The 16,927-nt window shown below is 45.3% G+C and carries 13 protein-coding genes and 4 tRNA genes; 12 read left to right on the plus strand and 5 right to left on the minus strand.

Annotation, left to right across the window (positions count from 1 at the left end; all coding sequences use genetic code 11):
- Nucleotides 1–318 precede the first annotated feature (318 nt).
- Nucleotides 319–1,419, minus strand: coding sequence for an AAA family ATPase (locus tag DWV53_RS10005; RefSeq protein ID WP_118153337.1), 1,101 nt, complete (start codon nucleotides 1,417–1,419; stop codon nucleotides 319–321).
- A gap of 225 nt (nucleotides 1,420–1,644) precedes the next feature.
- Between DWV53_RS10005 and trxB the strand changes: the two genes are divergently transcribed.
- From trxB to DWV53_RS10060, 12 genes are all read left to right on the plus strand, one after another.
- Nucleotides 1,645–2,577 (plus strand): thioredoxin-disulfide reductase, encoded by a 933-nt coding sequence (gene trxB, locus DWV53_RS10010; protein WP_022121168.1) that lies wholly within the window; start codon nucleotides 1,645–1,647, stop codon nucleotides 2,575–2,577.
- 108 nt (nucleotides 2,578–2,685) lie between these two features.
- A tRNA-Ser gene (locus DWV53_RS10015) sits at nucleotides 2,686–2,774 on the plus strand.
- A gap of 52 nt (nucleotides 2,775–2,826) precedes the next feature.
- On the plus strand, nucleotides 2,827–3,720 hold the full coding sequence (locus tag DWV53_RS10020) for a DUF4468 domain-containing protein (protein WP_118153340.1): 894 nt from the start codon (nucleotides 2,827–2,829) through the stop codon (nucleotides 3,718–3,720).
- A gap of 11 nt (nucleotides 3,721–3,731) precedes the next feature.
- Nucleotides 3,732–4,082, plus strand: coding sequence for a hypothetical protein (locus DWV53_RS10025; protein WP_006846707.1), 351 nt, complete (start codon nucleotides 3,732–3,734; stop codon nucleotides 4,080–4,082).
- Entirely contained in the window at nucleotides 4,082–6,433 is a 2,352-nt protein-coding gene (locus DWV53_RS10030; protein ID WP_118153343.1) for a putative porin, read from the plus strand. Before DWV53_RS10025 ends, DWV53_RS10030 begins: the two co-directional genes overlap by 1 nt.
- Before the next feature lie 55 nt (nucleotides 6,434–6,488).
- Entirely contained in the window at nucleotides 6,489–7,406 is a 918-nt protein-coding gene (gene menA, locus DWV53_RS10035) for a 1,4-dihydroxy-2-naphthoate octaprenyltransferase (protein ID WP_118153346.1), read from the plus strand.
- Nucleotides 7,407–7,471: 65 nt separating this feature from the next.
- Nucleotides 7,472–8,101, plus strand: a complete 630-nt coding sequence (locus DWV53_RS10040) for an HD domain-containing protein (RefSeq protein WP_117694903.1) — start codon at nucleotides 7,472–7,474, stop codon at nucleotides 8,099–8,101.
- 222 nt (nucleotides 8,102–8,323) lie between these two features.
- Nucleotides 8,324–8,647 carry a hypothetical protein gene (locus tag DWV53_RS15525; RefSeq protein ID WP_147329692.1) on the plus strand — a complete coding sequence of 108 codons (324 nt, stop codon included), beginning with the start codon at nucleotides 8,324–8,326 and terminating at the stop codon, nucleotides 8,645–8,647.
- Nucleotides 8,626–8,712, plus strand: a tRNA-Ser gene (locus tag DWV53_RS10045). The genes DWV53_RS15525 and DWV53_RS10045 overlap by 22 nt, the downstream gene beginning before the upstream one ends.
- A gap of 28 nt (nucleotides 8,713–8,740) precedes the next feature.
- Nucleotides 8,741–8,812 (plus strand) — tRNA-Glu (locus tag DWV53_RS10050).
- Nucleotides 8,813–8,882: 70 nt separating this feature from the next.
- Nucleotides 8,883–8,954, plus strand: a tRNA-Glu gene (locus tag DWV53_RS10055).
- A gap of 103 nt (nucleotides 8,955–9,057) precedes the next feature.
- On the plus strand, nucleotides 9,058–10,302 hold the full coding sequence (locus tag DWV53_RS10060; protein WP_118153349.1) for a DUF5103 domain-containing protein: 1,245 nt from the start codon (nucleotides 9,058–9,060) through the stop codon (nucleotides 10,300–10,302).
- 77 nt (nucleotides 10,303–10,379) lie between these two features.
- Here DWV53_RS10060 and DWV53_RS10065 read toward each other — a convergent pair whose 3' ends face one another.
- From DWV53_RS10065 to metA, 4 genes are read right to left on the minus strand one after another with little or no spacing between them, the layout of a single operon-like run.
- On the minus strand, nucleotides 10,380–12,836 hold the full coding sequence (locus DWV53_RS10065; RefSeq protein WP_118153352.1) for a TonB-dependent receptor: 2,457 nt from the start codon (nucleotides 12,834–12,836) through the stop codon (nucleotides 10,380–10,382).
- 42 nt (nucleotides 12,837–12,878) lie between these two features.
- Nucleotides 12,879–13,805, minus strand: a complete 927-nt coding sequence (locus DWV53_RS10070; protein ID WP_118153355.1) for a zinc ribbon domain-containing protein — start codon at nucleotides 13,803–13,805, stop codon at nucleotides 12,879–12,881.
- Entirely contained in the window at nucleotides 13,806–15,869 is a 2,064-nt protein-coding gene (locus DWV53_RS10075) for a peptidase U32 family protein (RefSeq protein ID WP_118153358.1), read from the minus strand. It abuts the gene before it with no gap.
- 36 nt (nucleotides 15,870–15,905) lie between these two features.
- Nucleotides 15,906–16,823, minus strand: a complete 918-nt coding sequence (gene metA / locus DWV53_RS10080) for a homoserine O-acetyltransferase MetA (protein WP_118153361.1) — start codon at nucleotides 16,821–16,823, stop codon at nucleotides 15,906–15,908.
- Between the last annotated feature and the right edge of the window lie 104 nt (nucleotides 16,824–16,927).

The following is a 16,927-nucleotide window of genomic DNA, read 5'->3' on the forward strand; positions in this document are numbered from 1 at the left end:
AGACCAGAAAGAAATATCAGTAAACTAATGGATTATGCCAGGCAATTGCGTGTTGGCAATATCTTGGAAAATTATCTACAAGTGAAGCTATGAGTAAAGAACAAAATAAAAACTACGGGAAGTCAATACGTACAAAATTGCTGAACGTTGCAAGAAAGGAAAACGTCTTTAAACAGAAAGAATATCTGCGGACATTGAAGATAAAATAATTATGACACAATAATGATGAAACTCAATAACACCAAAAGTGAGTAGTTTATGTAAAAAGTTACGGAGAATATGAATTATCTCCGTAACTTTTTACATTTTCGGCTGATTTTACCGCTTCAGCGCTATGTTATAATTATAATACTTGCTGTTGCCCGTAATATCCTCCAGCACCTGAATGAAAGGAGGAAACTTTACACTCTCGTTGGCAGAAATGCCGCGGGTTTCAAGAATCATCAGGTCGGAAACCGGCTCAAGAAACTCGTCGAGCTCGAAATACTGGCCCTTCCAGATGAAACTCTTGCGATGCTTATGAATGCGCTGGCGGTAAGGATCAGCCTGCTGAAGCATACTCTCGTAAAGTTTGGCATTGATCTGTCGCTCGGTCTCAATCTGCTCATTGTCTGAAAGGCGCTTCTTGGTGGTGTGAACATACACATACTTGCCTCCCTCGAAACCACGACGGCGAAGACGAATCTCACTACCCGGCTCACCCGTAAGATAAGTCTGAACAATATCGCTGTCTATCGCATTAGGAACCTCGCCCGTCAGCTTCACGATATATTTTCGCTCCTCCTCTATCGGCTGCGGAATGGCAAGCACATTGCTTATCTCCTTGAGCACACGGTTCAGCTTGTTGTTGAAATCTTCGTGGTTATTGATTACCCTGAGATGAGGATGCCCCTTCCATGCAGAAACAATCTTCTTGTCCAACTCTCGCGCTATCTTCAGTCCTTCTTCATCGGCCTTCTCCAGGCGCTGCGCATTGTTGGCTGTAGTATAAAACTGCTCGGCACCATCAGCAGCACTCACCAGATGCAGCACAGCATCATAGCGGTCGCGAAGCTGGGCATCTGTATACCCCTCTTCCGAGATGATGCGGTGCCAGAAATCGGGAGTGAGATAGGTTGAAATATCCATCGTACCACGATCGCAGACGATGATGACCGGCTGCTGCAATGTTTCAGCCATACGCAGGAAACTGTCTTCCAGGTTGATCTGAGTCTGGAAAGTAGCCTTCTCGCCCTCGAAGAAAAAATCCTTGTTGGAGGTGAGATAATTCATGCCCGCCTGGGTGAACATGGTTGGAACCTCGGGAATGGTAAAAACCTTATAGCCGAGACTGGAGAAATGTTCAATCACCTTAACCATAGCGGTAGTCTTGCCTGCACAAGGTCCACCCGTCAGTACAATCTTCTTAATCTGATTCATATATCAAGTAAATATTTTTCGTTTCTTCTAATTGATGTTCATTCCGGAGCATCTTATTTTCGGGTGCAAAGATAACAATAATTCTTCAAACGAAAGCAATAATTTATGCAAGAAAAGAAAAATATTGTATTTTTATTTTGATTTCTCATTGTTTTGATGTACCTTTGCAAAGGAAATGGCTCATTTCGAGCCATCAGAAACAAAAATATAACTATAAGATAAAAAATGGAAAAGATAAAGACATTAATTATAGGTAGCGGTCCTGCAGGATATACGGCTGCCATTTATGCCGGCAGAGCCAACCTGCAGCCAGTACTCTATTCAGGTATGCAGCCGGGCGGCCAGCTCACCATCACCACAGAGGTAGAAAACTTTCCGGGCTATCCTAACGGCGTAGACGGAACACAGATGATGATGGACATGAAGGAACAGGCAGCCCGATTCGGAGCCGAAATGAGAGACGGAAGCATCGTGAAGGCAGATTTCAGCTCACGCCCATTTCATCTTACCGATGAGCGCGACAACGAGATTGAGGCAGAAACCGTGATCATCGCCACAGGCGCATCTGCCAAATATCTGGGTCTTGCCGATGAAGAGAAATATCGCGGACAGGGCGTTTCTGCCTGCGCTACCTGTGACGGATTCTTCTACCGCAAGCGCACCGTAGCTGTAGTGGGCGGTGGCGATACTGCCTGCGAAGAGGCCATGTATCTATCCGGACTTGCCAAGAAGGTTTACATGATTGTGCGCAAGCCTTATCTCCGTGCTTCAGAAATCATGCAGCAGCGTGTAAAGAACAAGGAGAACATCGAGATTCTGTTCGAAACCAATACGCTGGGGCTCTTCGGCGAGAACGGTGTAGAAGGTGCTCATCTCGTGCGCCACAAGGGCGAAGCCAACGAAGAGAAGTTTGACATCAGCATCGACGGATTCTTCCTGGCTATCGGACATAAGCCTAACACCGACCTCTTCAAAGGGCAGATAGATCTCGACGAGCAGGGCTTCATCAAAGTAGTGCCAGGTACTGCCACCACCAACATTCCGGGTGTTTTCGCAGCAGGCGATGTGGCCGACCCTATCTACCGCCAGGGTGTTGTTGCCGCAGGCTCGGGAGCCAAGGCTGCCATCGAGGCCGACAGATTCCTGCAGCAACAGTAAAAACTATAGTATAAAATCCTATAAAGCGGGGTTAATATAGTTAAAAAATAACAGCAATATTTTGTCAGATGCGAAAAATGTATTACTTTTGCATCTGATAAAATAAAAGGAAGATTGGCAGAGTGACCGAATGCGCTGGACTCGAAATCCGGTATACCCTCTTCCGGGTATCGGGGGTTTGAATCCCTCATCTTCCGCTAAGTTCCCCTACAGGAACCATCATTTTACAGTTTCATAAAACAGCTCGACATGAAAAAAATCATCATCCCCATATTTATGCTCCTCCCGCTGATGACTACACAGGCGCAAACCGTGCTGACTGAAGAGCAGCAGCTGGAACAGGCACAGAAACAGCTGGAAGCTGCCAAGAAGGCACTAGAAGTGGCTAAGATTAAAGCACAGGCTGCCAAACTGAAGGCCCAGGCCGACAGCATCAACGCTGCAAGCGCCAAGGCTGAAGCTGAAGCAAAAAAAGCTGAAGCAAAGAAGGCCCATGCTACTGAGCCAGAACCAGTTGTTGTAAAGGAGCCAACCACACCAACCACGGGATGGGCGATTCCTGTTGCCGTAGCCGCTAAGCCAAAGGAGGCTGCCAAGCCTACCAACAAGCTGGCAAATGGCACAACAGCCAAAGTGGACATGAAATATCTGGCAGGCGCCATCACATATAATGATGAAAACAAGATAGAATTCACGCTCGATACGGATGCTAACGGAAAAACAGCCAAGCAGATTTACGACATCGTATTAAAATACATGAGTGAACTGACACAGAACGAGCAGAACATAGCAAGCCGAGTAGCACTGGTAAACGAGGCTGAACACATCATCGCCAACACGATGGACGAATGGCTCGTCTTCAGCCAGTCATTCATCTCGCTCGACCGCACGGAATTCAAATACCAGCTGGTAGCCAGGATTTCAGACAATCATCTGAATCTCTCGCTCGGCCGCATCATCTACAACTACGAGGAAGGAAGAAGCACCGGTTTCAAGGAACCTGCAGAAGAGGTAATCAGCGACAAGATTGCGCTCAACAAGAAGCAGAACGACCTGGCTAAGATCTTCGGAAAGTTCCGCAGATGCACCATCGACCGCAAGGACCAGATATTCGCAGAGTTAGCAGCATTAGTAAAACAATAAGTTGAAGAAAAATGGATAATCAGAATACAGACAACAAGATACAACAGAACGAGGCACAGCAGCCTGCAAACGCTACAGCCCAGCCTACAGCTGAGCAGGGCGCAGAACAGACTGAACAGAAGCAGCCTACCAGCTACGCCGTAAGACCTCAGCACCGCCGGCTCCGCCCATTGGCCTATAGCGACCAGAACAACATGCTGAAGGTGCGCAATTATCTCAACATCGCCTTCATGCTGCTCGCCATCGTGGGGGTAATACTCTGGACCCAGCTGGAAGAAAGCCGCAATATCGCCTACATCGTACTCATCGTGGGTGTAGTGCTCAAGATTGCCGAAGTATGTATCCGACTATTTAAGAAATAATGAAGAAGAAGAAAATTATATTCTCATCACTCCTATTTTGTGCTGCAACCCTCCCGGTTGCGGCACAAAACGATTTTAACTATAACGAAGATTCGCAGTTCCGTCCTCAAACCAACCGCAAGGTGAACACCGATTCACTAGGCTCAGACAAGGAGATTCCGAAAGGCATCAGAGTATGGACCGTAGACGAACGCTTCGGCGACACAAAGGCTGCGGTAGTAGACACCTTGCAGCACATGTACATGAACTCAACCTTCACGGAAGGACTGAGAGGCGAATACAATACCCTCGGAAACATGGGTACTGCCCGACTGAACCGAATCTTCATCGACCGCCGCAACACGCAGGGCAACTTCATCTTTACAGAGCCCTACGATTATATCGTAAATCCGGTAAGCGACTTCCACTTCACCAACACCTACTCACCTATCACCAACGTAACGCTGAACAGCTGCGGCGATAAGGTGACGGGAGAAGACGACTTCAAGGCCATGTTTGCCGTGAATGCCAACAAAAGGCTAGGCGCCGGTTTCAGATTCGACTACAAGTATGGCAGAGGATATTATAACGCACAGAGTACCAGCCACTTTAAATACACCATGTGGGCATCTTACCTGGGCGACCGCTATCAGGCACATCTCCTCTTCAGTACCAATCATGAGAAGATGACCGAGAACGGCGGTATTACCAACGATGATTACATCAAACATCCGGAAATCTATACCGAATCGTTTGCCACCAATGAAATTCCTACCGTTCTGGAACAGAACTGGAACCGACTGGACAACCAGCACATCTTCTTTACCCACCGCTACAACGTAGGTTTCAGCCGAAAGGTAAAGATGACCGAAGAAGAAATCAAGGCAAAGAAATTTGCCATGGCTTCGAAAAAGGAAAATGCTGAAGAGGAAGCGAAGGAAGAAGCCAGAAAGAAAGCCAAGGAACAAGGCAAGAAATTTGATGAGAAAGCCTACGACAAACAGCAGGGTGCTAAATTCAGCGGCCGTCCTGACGGAGCCAAGATTGCAGGCGATGAACCGGCTAAAGACTTAGCCGCAAAGGACATCAGGAACGACAGTACCCGAATCGCAGTAAACGGAAAAGCTGCTGCCGACAGTCTGCTGGCCATCCAGAAGAAAAATGCCGAAGACTCGCTCTTCTACAAGAGCGAATATGTTCCGGTAACGAGCTTCATCCATACGGTAAAGTTTGACAACTATCGCCGTATTTACGAAGCTTATCAGACCCCAGCCGACTATTACCTGAATGAATATTACGATGCAGGCAGGCTGACCGGTGATTCCATCTACGACCAGACCAAGCACTGGCACATGAAGAATACCTTCGCCATCGCCATGCTTGAAGGTTTCAACAAATGGGCAAAGGCAGGACTGAAGGCTTTCGCCAGCTACGATCTCCGACACTATGAACTGCCAACCATGGAAGGCGGTTTCGAAAAATACAACGAACATGTGCTGAGCGTAGGCGGACAGCTAAGCAAGCAGGAAGGCAAGACACTCCACTACAATGCCGTAGCAGAAATAGGACTGACGGGTGTTGACGCCGGAACCCTTGCCATAGATGGTAATGTAGACGTGAACATCCCATTCCTGGGCGACACGCTTCAGGTAAGAGGCGATGCTTTCTTCCATAGAGAAACCCCATCGTTCTATTACCGCAACTATCACGCCCGCCATCTGTGGTGGGAGAATGATCTCGACAAGACCATCCATACCCGCATCATGGGTACGCTCTCCTTCCCTAAGACACGCACCAAGCTGAGAGTGGCTGTAGATGAAATCAAGAACTACACCTACTTCTCGCAGAGCTATGACATTACAGAAGAAGGTTTGCGAACAGGAGTCATGGTAACACCGATGCAGGAAAGCGGAGGAATCAACTTGCTGACAGCACAACTGGAACAGAACTTCAGACTAGGCATTCTGAACTGGGAAAACCAGTTTACCTACCAGCACTCAAGCAAGGAGAGTGTTCTGCCAGTACCAGCCTTCAATGCCTACACCAACCTCTACATCAAGTTCAAGGTAGTAAAGGTGCTGAACGTAGACCTGGGTGCTGACATGCGCTACTTTACAAGCTATGAAGCTCCCGACTATTCACCTTATATGGGACAGTATACGGTACAGGGCAACGGCGAGAACAACGTAAAGATAGGCAACTATCCTATCGTCAATGTTTACGCCAACGTTCACATCAAGCACACCCGTTTCTTCGTAATGATGAGCCACATCAATGCAGGACAGGGCGACAAGAACTACTTCTTCGCTCCTCATTATCCGATGAACGAGAGAGTGTTCCGTATTGGAGTAAATTGGAACTTCTTCAATTAATCTTTCTGATTTTCCTTAAGAATTTCAGGAGATTCAATTTTAATCTTTTTAGAATATGATAGAAACAAATTCTATAAAAGCATGGTATCTAGCCGCTCGCCCGAAGACTCTGACGGCGGCGGCTGTTCCTGTTTTATTGGGTATTGCGCTGGCTTATAAAGACGCTCAGCAGATACAGACATTGCCAGCCCTACTCTGCCTGCTCTTTGCATGGGTGATGCAGATAGACAGCAATCTGGTGAATGATTATTTCGACTTCAAACATGGTAATGACGACGAAACCCGGCTGGGACCGAAACGTGCCTGCGCTGAAGGCTGGATTACATTGGGAGCCACGAAATGGGGAATCATCCTCACTACTCTTCTGGGCTGCGCCATAGGGCTTCCGCTGGTTCTTTTCGGTGGTTGGGAAATGGTCATTGTAGGCATCTGTTGCGTAGTCTTCTGTTTCCTCTATACTACCTGTCTCAGCTATCTGGGCATGGGCGATATTCTGGTGCTGCTCTTCTTCGGCATTGTACCCGTATGCTGCACATACTATCTCGTAATGCCCGAAACCATGCAGGGAGTAAGCCTGGAAGCGGTTCTCGTATCTGTAGCCTGCGGACTGGTAGTTGATACGCTGCTTATTCTGAACAATTACCGCGATCATGACAACGACCTGAGAGCCGGCAAGAAGACCCTTGTGGTTCACATAGGAAAGAAGAATGCCGAGCGGTTATACTGCGCATTGGGCAATCTGGGCATCCTTACCATAATAGGTGTAACCATCTGCGAAGTATTTCAGCATGAAGCCAGCAGCATGTTCCTGCCGTTTGCAGCACTCTATATCATTCTGCACAACAGAACCTATATGGAGATGAAAAAGATAGGCGAAGGCAGAGAACTGAACAGAATTCTGGGCAAAACAGCTCTGAACATCTTCTGTTTCGGCATTGTATCATCCCTGATCATCATCGGAATGGCGAATTGAACAATAATAAACTAATAATAATGTACGCGCGTACCTTATTATATAAATAAAGTGGAGGAATATCTATGAAGCAACAGGTAAATCTCGAAATCATGGACTTTGTGGAGAAACAGATTCTCCCCAAATATAATGCTTTTGGCGAAAGTCATGGACTCAGACATGTTACCCGAGTCATCAGAAACTCTCTGAAACTGGTTCCGGTAACCGGAGCCGACATCGATATGGTGTATGTAATAGCCGCTTACCACGACCTGGGGATGAGCGGTCCGCGTGCCATTCACCACATCACCAGCGGTAAGATTCTGCAGGCAGATGCAAGACTGAAGCGCTGGTTCAATAAAGAGCAGATTAAAATCATGAAAGAAGCCGTTGAGGACCATCGGGCTTCATCCAGCCGTCAGCCTCGCAGCATCTATGGCAAGATTGTGGCAGAAGCCGATCGCGACATTGACGTTCACGAGATATTTCTGCGCGCCATACAGTATGGCAAAGAAAACAATCCAGCTGATGACAAGGAGCAGCAATGGGAGCGGTTCAGCCAGCACATGGACGAGAAATATTCAAGAAACGGATACATCAGGTTATGGATTCCCAACTCCCCTAACGAGAAAGCGCTCAACGAACTGCGCAATATTATAGAGGACAAAACAGAGTTGAGAAAATATTTCGAAAAAATATTCGAAGAAAACAGCTAAAACATTTGGTAGTTTCAAAATATTGCATTATCTTTGCATTATCAAATAATGACTAAGATGATTGCACCATAGCATCGTGATGATGCCGGGGTGCTAGAAGGAATAAGGGTCGTTTCGGTTCGATCGGGATACTCATCAAATTACACTATTGAAACCGAGAGGACATACTCTTGCTCATGGCGGGCCACATAAACTGCAGCAGGCAGGTAAGCTGAAAAGCCGGTGGATTACAAAGGCGGAGGACTCTCAAATGTTTATACATTCGGAGTTTCATCACATCATCGAGCGGCCCTTTCTTTTACAAGAGGCGGATTTCTGAGAAAGAAATCCGCCTCTGCTCGTTTTAGGAATGAAAGCACTCATCATACTGAAAGAAAACAACCCCTGATAATGTGGGAGTTACAAAGAAAATGCATTTTTATCGAAAAAAAGTTGCAAAAAGATTTGGTAGAATCAGAAAAAAGTAGTACCTTTGCACTCGCATTTAAGAACGATGCTTGGTTGATTCGGTTAAGAATCCGACTGGAAGGTTGGGTGAGTGGCTGAAACCAGCAGTTTGCTAAACTGCCGTGCGGGTTACCGTACCGGGGGTTCGAATCCCCCACCTTCCGCAAGCTATCGTACGAAAAATGTACCGTTGGTCGATTCATCTAATGGTTAGGATACAAGATTCTCAATCTTGGCATAGGGGTTCGATTCCCCTATCGACTACATGTGTTTTTCATGGTATTAGATTTATAAAGTCTCTATAAGTCGGGAGACCAATAGAGATTTTTTGAATGGTCGATTCATCTAATGGTTAGGATACAAGATTCTCAATCTTGGCATAGGGGTTCGATTCCCCTATCGACTACAAAAGTGTTTTCATGTATTAATTTAGATTGTTTAAGCTTGCATTTAGTTCTTTATCAAAAGGCTACTGCAAGTTATTTTTTTATATATACGTACGAAGCCATATGAAACAATTATACACTATCATCTCCCTTCTCTTTCTGTTTACCCATACTGCCTGGGCGCAGCAGCACGAGATATTCAACCAGCGCATCAGAACCCTACAGGTTGTAGGCGGAACCAACTGGTTATCGCTCCCAGTATCGTCACTGGGCGGAGAACCTATCCATATCGATTTTGACGACATGACGCACGATTATCATCGATACAGATACAAGATTGAACATTGTGATGCAAACTGGAACGTAACTTCTTCGCTCTTTGAAAGCGACTATATGAGAGGATTCAACGACAACCAGATTATTGAAGATGTAGAGCAATCCATCAACACCAATCATTCGTATACCCATTATCATCTGGCAATTCCCAATGCCGACTGCCAACTTACCATGAGCGGCAACTACAGACTGACGGTTTATGACGACAATGCGGAAAACGAGGAAGAAGGCAAAATGTTTACAGCCTGCTGGATGATTACAGAGCCTCAGCCATTAGTTAAACTGAAGTTAGAAGCTACTTCAACAACAGATATAGACATCCAGAAAACCCACCAGCAACTGAAAATGGAACTGGATCACAGCCAGCTGAGAATCACTCATCCCAACCAGCTGAACATCGTAGTGCTTCAGAACGGAAGATGGGACAATGCTGTCTTCAATCCTAAACCCGACTACCTGAGTGCGGGCAAAATGAGTTGGCAGCATGTAAGAGCTCTGATTTTCGATGCGGGCAACGAATACAGAAAGTTTGAATTTCTGGACACCGACCATCCAACCATGGGAATAGACGCTATAGATTGGGATGGAAGCGACTATCAGGTAAAGGTAATGACTGACAGCCCTCGCCCCAATTACGTTTACGATGAAACTGCCAAAGGTTCGTTTTATATCCGCAACAGCGACAACGTAGAAAACAACAACACCTGCGAATATGCACAGATTCACTTTACCCTGAAAGCTCCAAAACTGCCAGGCGATGTTTATCTGAACGCAGATTGGACCTACGGCCGTTTCCTCCCCGAATATCGGATGGAATATGATGAAATGACGAAAACCTATCATGCACGTCTCTTCATGAAGCAAGGTTATTACAGTTATCAGTATCTCATGAAGATGGAGGACGGAAGCATCAGGCTGCTCCCATCAGAAGGAAATTTCTACCAGACCCAGAACAAATACAATGTACTGGTTTACTATCGGGCTCAGAGCGACCGCACCGACCGGCTGGTAGGATATGGAGAATTAAAATAAAGGAAGGAGATAAATGAGATTAAAAAGAAAAGGAGTTCTAGCATTTCAGAATGCCGGAACTCCTTTTCTATTTAATCCTAAAAGTGGAATTTCAGATCAACACCACATTGGAAAGGATTGCCACGCTGGGCAAAATACAGTTTCTTTCCTGTTGCTGCATTATCAACAGCAAAGGTATTGTAATTAGTATCTGTGAGGTTCTTCCCCCAGATACTGATGCTCATCTTGCTGAAATCAATATCACAATGCGCACCCATCACGAAATACATCTTCAGGCTGTAGGTATTGGCATTATCCCAATAAGTCTTGCCCTGCGCATTCATGTTCAATCCGAAGGTAAACTGTCCTAAATGATAGTCAGCCATGGCTGCTACCGTATGCTGGGGAACATAAGGAACCTTCTTGTCCTTATAATTCACAGCCTTATCACCCTCGCCATCAGTATATTCATCAAATACGGCACGTGTAAAACCATAGTTTACACCCCAATCAAAAGCACCGTCGAAAGCCTGGCCCTTGAGCGCGGCTTCAATACCACAACTGTGACTCTTACCTGCATTAACCATCATTCGGCCAAAGCCATAGGTTCCTGCCATCACAGAGAGTTGCTGATTGCGAACCTGCATATAGAAGGCACTCAAATCGAAATGAAGACGATGATCAAAAAGATTGAGATGCGTTCCAACCTCATAATTCCATGAGGTTTCCGGTTTAAAGGCAATAGTCTGGTTCACTCTATCATAATCTTCATCGGTATGAGGAACGTCATAATTGCCTCGCATCGCCTTCTGACTATTAGCTTTAAGATCGGCCTGCAAGATATCACTGAACATTTGGATATTATAACCGCCTGCACGATAGCCCTTGCTCACCGTAGCATAGACATTGCTCCCCTGCTCATCAAGCTTGTAACTTAATCCAAATTTTGGCAGGAGCTGGTTGTAATCATCACTCGTTTTGCGGTCGAGCATTGAAAGCAATTTAGAAGGAGCCTCCATGCCCATCACCTTAGCTGTCATCTCCATATAAGCATAAGTATCGTAATGAATACTTGTATGCATGAAATCGTAACGCAAACCAAGCGTAGCTTTCAGACGGGAAGAAAGATCAAACGTACTCTCGTGATAGAGACCCAAATTGCTCTGAGGAGTATGGAACAAACCCGGAGCTCCCATGCTCATCACCGCCATGCTGATGCCGCCCGCCTTCTCTATCGCGGACGTAGCCGCCGCATTAGCCGCAGCTTCTGGCATTCCCTTACTCATCATCTTCTTCACCATCGAAGTATGGATGGCGGAATACATCTGCTGCTGGATAACGTTACTGGTAAACTGTGTAAATGCTGAACCGAATTTTACAGGACCATTTGTCTTCAACCACATATGGGAGAAGAATGCACCCTGTGTAAGATGCCAGAAACCGAAGAAAGGCTGACGGCTCTTAAATGTGAACTCCTGAGTAATAGAATTCTGCAACTGATCTTGCTGCAAGCTCAAATAATCTTCAGGAAGATAATCCTGATCCATCTTCATATTGTCATCCAGGAACTGATAGCTGGTAGTAGAAGCAAAATCCCATTTCGCTCCTTCATGACGAAGATTGACACCCGAAAGCAGCATGTTGCGGCGATAAACCCCAGGGAATGTAGTATTTGGCAATGCAGCCTTGCCACTGTTTAAATCCAACTGACCATAAGGAAATGCATGCTGATAGACAAATTGGTAATTGGCTAGCAAATCCATGCTCCATCCTCTATCAAAACGGAACTTAAGATTAAACTTACCGCCAGCCTCATCATAATTGTCGGCATAATCGCTGGTTCCTGCACGATGGAAGAATCCCTTCTGTCCATCATAAAAAGCTGCTACCCCTAATGCGACACGAGGTGAAAGCTTCATATAATGAGCCGCTTCTACATTACGATAGAAATGAGAGCCCAATCCCAGATTAACGTAGGTGCCCTTGCTATCATAAGCATCGCGTGAATAGATGCGCACCAAACCACCTTCAGAATTCTGACCATAAAGTGTTCCCTGTGGACCACGGAGAATATCTATACGGCTGGTCTGATAATGGTGAAGATTGAAAGCAGCCTTGCTCAAAACTGGAATTCCGTCAAGATAAATTCCTACAGCCGGACTGTTGATACGACTTCCAATACCGCGCACATACATGGCGTTGGTAAAACGCGAGCCATAGTTAGGCATTACAAAATTAGGAACATAGCAGGAAAGTTCACGCAAATCGCGAGACCCCAATCGCTGCATCTGATAAGAACCAAAGGAAGTGCTGCTGAGAGGCTGTTGACGAAGACGGAAATTCTCCTTAGGCTGAGAAACAACCACAACTTCATCAATGTCATAAACTCGGCTGCTATCAGCCAGCAAGCCGTTAGCGTCTGCAAACATTTCACTCGTACCCAATGACAGGTCAGAGCAAGTAGCCCTTTCGTTATCCGCAGCACTAGCCTGCAACGCTACTGCTGCCAAACCAATGCATACGCTCTTTTTACTATAAAATACTATTCTTTTCATAACGGGTGCAAAGGTACATATTTTTTCCTGCACCCCCTATCCTTATTTATGAGGAAACAGATAAGCCCGTATGGCAAACCATATATAGGCTACGAGCAGTAAATAACCTATATAATATAAGGTAGTAACACTGAAAATGATGTAATCAATGGCGCAAACACCCACTAAACCACCCAGATACAGAACTGCATCACCTGCCGGCAAACGGTGTTTCACCTCGTCAACACAAGCCAGTCCTACTATCAGTATCGCCCAAACTGTAGCCAGGAAAAAGCCCAATATAGGCGGTACGGCAAAAGGATTGAGCGTAGGATGAAAATAAAAATGACGCCATACTTCTGGCAAAAACAGCTGAATGGTGGCATAGAAGGTTGCTGATATCGAAACAATAAGCACCAACGCTGTTGGATATGGGGAATCTATATCATTGAAGTGAACCAGTTTACCATTGCTATGGAAAATCTTACGAACTGTATAGGCTACAGCTATGAGAATAATGATAACCATGAAGATGAGCAAGTGAGTATTGCTGAAGGTCATAATGAACTCTGAAATAGGATCATCGGGCACAACCTTCGGCAGCAGATGGGACTCACGGGTCCAGCCAAACTGATTATCTTCAGTAGCCAACTGCACCCAAACTGAATCTATGGAATCCTGAGGAACCATACGGATATCCGTAACCACCAGCAGGCGGTTCTTTCGGACGGCAAAGGAGTCGATAGGCAAATTGCTCAAAAACTCTTCAGGCTGTTGTGCAATCAATTCCAGGGAATCCTTGAATACCAGAAAATTGAATTTGTTGGTATAATGATGGGTGGTAGAAAACGAAATGGAATCGAGTTGTTTATTACTGTACTCTACCATAGCTGCATGCATCTGGTGATGAGCACGGCGATGATAACAACTGCTGAACATCAAGAGGATGCTCAGCATACAAAGAATCTGTATCGTCCATTTCTTTTCCATTTATTTCTCACTATATAAGTTCATCTGACATTCGTTGCATGCAAACTCCAGACGGAAGCGGCGACCGTCGCCCAACTGCAGGAAGAGAGGCTCTCTCCAGGATGGTTTCTTGCCTCCACGCTTCACACAGTAGCCCAACGAATAGCGGATACAATGGCGGCACTGCATCAGGAGCGATTCTCCCTTTTCGTTGGTAAACTTAGGTTGCATACTTCGGTTTGCCTTGTCTTTTTCTATATTCTCATCATATTCTTCCTGGGTCTTAGCATCCCATGCAGAAGGAATATTCTTACCCAATTCAAATGCCGGAACTACTGACGGCAGACCATGAATCTGATAAAAATCTCTTGCATCATAGTTAGCTATATTATAGAGATATCCCCATTTTCCGTATTCCGGCTGCCAAGTAAATTCCTCTTTTGTAAGTCGGTGCTCACCGGGCTGACTGAATCCAAAACCATTGTTGAACAAGGTTCTATCCCATCCACCCCACAACGACTTATCAAGCTGTTTCTGATTTGCCTTGGTAAGTTCATCTATCAATTCACGCCGGATAGCAGTGAGAATACTGTTCGGAACGAAGTATGTCTCCATTCCCTTCAGAAGTTCTACCTGGTAAGCTTCGTAAATCGTATCGCCCAGTTTGCTCATCTGAGCCTTTATATTTTCGCCCTGCGGGCGTTTCGCCTTTTCGAGTTTCAATTCTTTAAACACCTCAGCCACCTGATAAATCAAGCCTCCATCAGCCTCTATCGTCTTCATGATGCTGACAACAGCCTTTACCCCCTGTGGCTCTTCCCTGAACTCATTGCCCATCACAGGCTCCATTGCTATGACAATATAGATTTTACGCTCAGCAGACTTACGAGCCAGCAAAGCCTCGAAAGCCCGATCGTTATTACGATAAAGAGCCATGCCCGGACGCAAATGTTCAGGCATTCCAAACGGATAGAGGCGATTGCCCTCTACTCTGTTCACACGAAAGCCTTCCAACTCACGGTCATCATTGATAAAACACAGTCCATCGCCATTTTTAAAGCTGGCTACTGTGGCTACGTTGAAAGAAATGTTGCCACGTATTTCCTTAACCTTTCCCACAAACTCGCCGATAGCTTTCGGTGTATCGAAAGAAGCAATATCCGGCTGGCGCCCATTCAGGAAATAATGGGTAAAGCCACGATTGAAAGTCTTCTTCAGATTAGGTGTAAAATTATATTGAACATGTCCCACCGATGCACGGCGATACTTACGCGGTTCAGCTTTTACGATTGCATCGAGTTGTCTGCTATAGGCAGCCACCACATTCTTGACGTAGTTGATATCTTTTAATCTTCCTTCTATCTTGAACGAAGTAGCTCCAGCATCAGCAAGATCCTTGAGATGATCAAGCTGACAAAGATCCTTGAGCGACAACAGATAACGCTGATGTTCAATCTCCTGACCATTGGAATCGAGCAGATCAAACTTCATACGACAAAACTGTGCACATTCTCCACGATTGGCAGAGCGCCCGAAACACTTCTCAGAAGCATAACATACACCCGAATAGCTTACGCAGAGCGCTCCATGTACAAAGACCTCTATTTCTCTATCAGGAATCGCCTGATGGATCGCCTTGATTTCATCGAGCGAAAGCTCACGAGCCAGAACAACACGTTTGAAACCTAACGTGGTAAGCCAAAACGCCTTTTCTGGAGTTCTTACATCACACTGGGTACTGGAATGCAATTCTCTACTCCATAAATTCTGCGCCCTCACCTCAGTAAGCACACCCATATCCTGCAGCAAAAGTGCATCAACACCAATCTCATCAAGTTGCTGGATCATCTTAAGCGTATCCAACATCTCATCCTGATAGATGATAGTATTCACTGTAACATGAACCTTTGCTCCAAACTGATGAGCATAATCACACAACTGTCTGATATCTTCCAGCGAATTGCCTGCTGCTGCTCGTGCACCAAAACGAGGTGCACCTATATATACGGCATCTGCACCATGATCAATGGCAGCAATACCACATTCCAAGTTCTTGGCAGGCGCCAATAATTCTAATGTTTGCATAAGAAATCATTCTCGAAATCATCCAACTCCTTCAAATTAACTGATTTCGTCAATATTGTAAGGAGTCTCCTGATAAACATAATAGTTGATCCAATTACTATAGAAGAGGTTGGCATGAGCACGCCATGTAACCAAAGGTTCTTCGTTCGGATCGTCATGATAATAATAATTTTTTGGCAGTTCTACATCATCACGCTTGCCCATATCACGCTTATATTCCTTATCCAGCGTGTTTGGCGCATACTCAAGATGACCCGTCACAAAGAATTCGCGACCATTTCTGGCCATCACAATGCTGACACCGCTTTCAGGCGATTCGGCAATGATGTCAAGTCCTGGCACTTTTTCGATATCCTCACGTCTTACCTCCGTATGGCGACTATGAGGCATATTAAAGATATCATCGAAACCGCGGAAGATTGGCTGAGACAAATCGAGAGGCTTCTGCTTAAAAATACCAAACATCTTCTTCTCTAAAGGATACTTAGGAACACCATAGAAATGATAAAGACCAGCCTGAGCACCCCAGCAGATATAGAGTGTTGAAGTAACATGGGTACGGGCCCAATCAAAAATCTCTTGGATTTCAGGCCAATATTCTACCTCCTCATAAGCCATCGTTTCGATAGGAGCACCGGTAACTATCATTCCATCAAACTTCTGTTTGGAAAGTTCCTGAAAATCCTTGTAGAACATCATCATGTGCTCTATTGGAGTATTCTTTGGCGTGTGACTTTTCAACTTCATAAAATAAACCTCTAACTGAAGAGGAGTATTCGACAGAAGACGAACGAGATCTGTCTCTGTCGTAATCTTGAGGGGCATCAAATTGAGCACACAGATTTTCAACGGACGAATCTCCTGTTTATGCGCACGACTTTCGTCCATCACGAATATATTCTCATGCTTCAGCAGTTCGATAGCTGGAAGCTTATCTGGTAATCTTAACGGCATTTATTTTATTCCTTTCTTAAAATTTTTCTGCAAAGTTACACAATTTCAGCGAAGATAACGAAAGAAGAAACATTTTTTTGAGAAATATAAATAAATTAATGTGG

The sequence above is a fragment of the Segatella copri genome (assembly GCF_003465495.1).
In the GTDB taxonomy this organism is placed as follows: Bacteria; Bacteroidota; Bacteroidia; order Bacteroidales; family Bacteroidaceae; genus Prevotella; species Prevotella copri_G.

What these genes read in the sequence shown, in the direction of transcription:
- DWV53_RS10020 (WP_118153340.1), top strand. Translation starts at nt 2,827, where the DNA reads ATGAAAAAAATCATCATCCCCATATTTATGCTCCTCCCGCTGATGACT.
- menA (WP_118153346.1), top strand. Translation starts at nt 6,489, where the DNA reads ATGATAGAAACAAATTCTATAAAAGCATGGTATCTAGCCGCTCGCCCG.
- DWV53_RS10065 (WP_118153352.1), bottom strand. Translation starts at nt 12,836, where the DNA reads ATGAAAAGAATAGTATTTTATAGTAAAAAGAGCGTATGCATTGGTTTG.
- DWV53_RS10075 (WP_118153358.1), bottom strand. Translation starts at nt 15,869, where the DNA reads ATGCAAACATTAGAATTATTGGCGCCTGCCAAGAACTTGGAATGTGGT.
- DWV53_RS10025 (WP_006846707.1), top strand. Translation starts at nt 3,732, where the DNA reads ATGGATAATCAGAATACAGACAACAAGATACAACAGAACGAGGCACAG.
- DWV53_RS10005 (WP_118153337.1), bottom strand. Translation starts at nt 1,419, where the DNA reads ATGAATCAGATTAAGAAGATTGTACTGACGGGTGGACCTTGTGCAGGC.
- DWV53_RS10070 (WP_118153355.1), bottom strand. Translation starts at nt 13,805, where the DNA reads ATGGAAAAGAAATGGACGATACAGATTCTTTGTATGCTGAGCATCCTC.
- trxB (WP_022121168.1), top strand. Translation starts at nt 1,645, where the DNA reads ATGGAAAAGATAAAGACATTAATTATAGGTAGCGGTCCTGCAGGATAT.
- metA (WP_118153361.1), bottom strand. Translation starts at nt 16,823, where the DNA reads ATGCCGTTAAGATTACCAGATAAGCTTCCAGCTATCGAACTGCTGAAG.
- DWV53_RS10060 (WP_118153349.1), top strand. Translation starts at nt 9,058, where the DNA reads ATGAAACAATTATACACTATCATCTCCCTTCTCTTTCTGTTTACCCAT.
- DWV53_RS10040 (WP_117694903.1), top strand. Translation starts at nt 7,472, where the DNA reads ATGAAGCAACAGGTAAATCTCGAAATCATGGACTTTGTGGAGAAACAG.
- DWV53_RS10030 (WP_118153343.1), top strand. Translation starts at nt 4,082, where the DNA reads ATGAAGAAGAAGAAAATTATATTCTCATCACTCCTATTTTGTGCTGCA.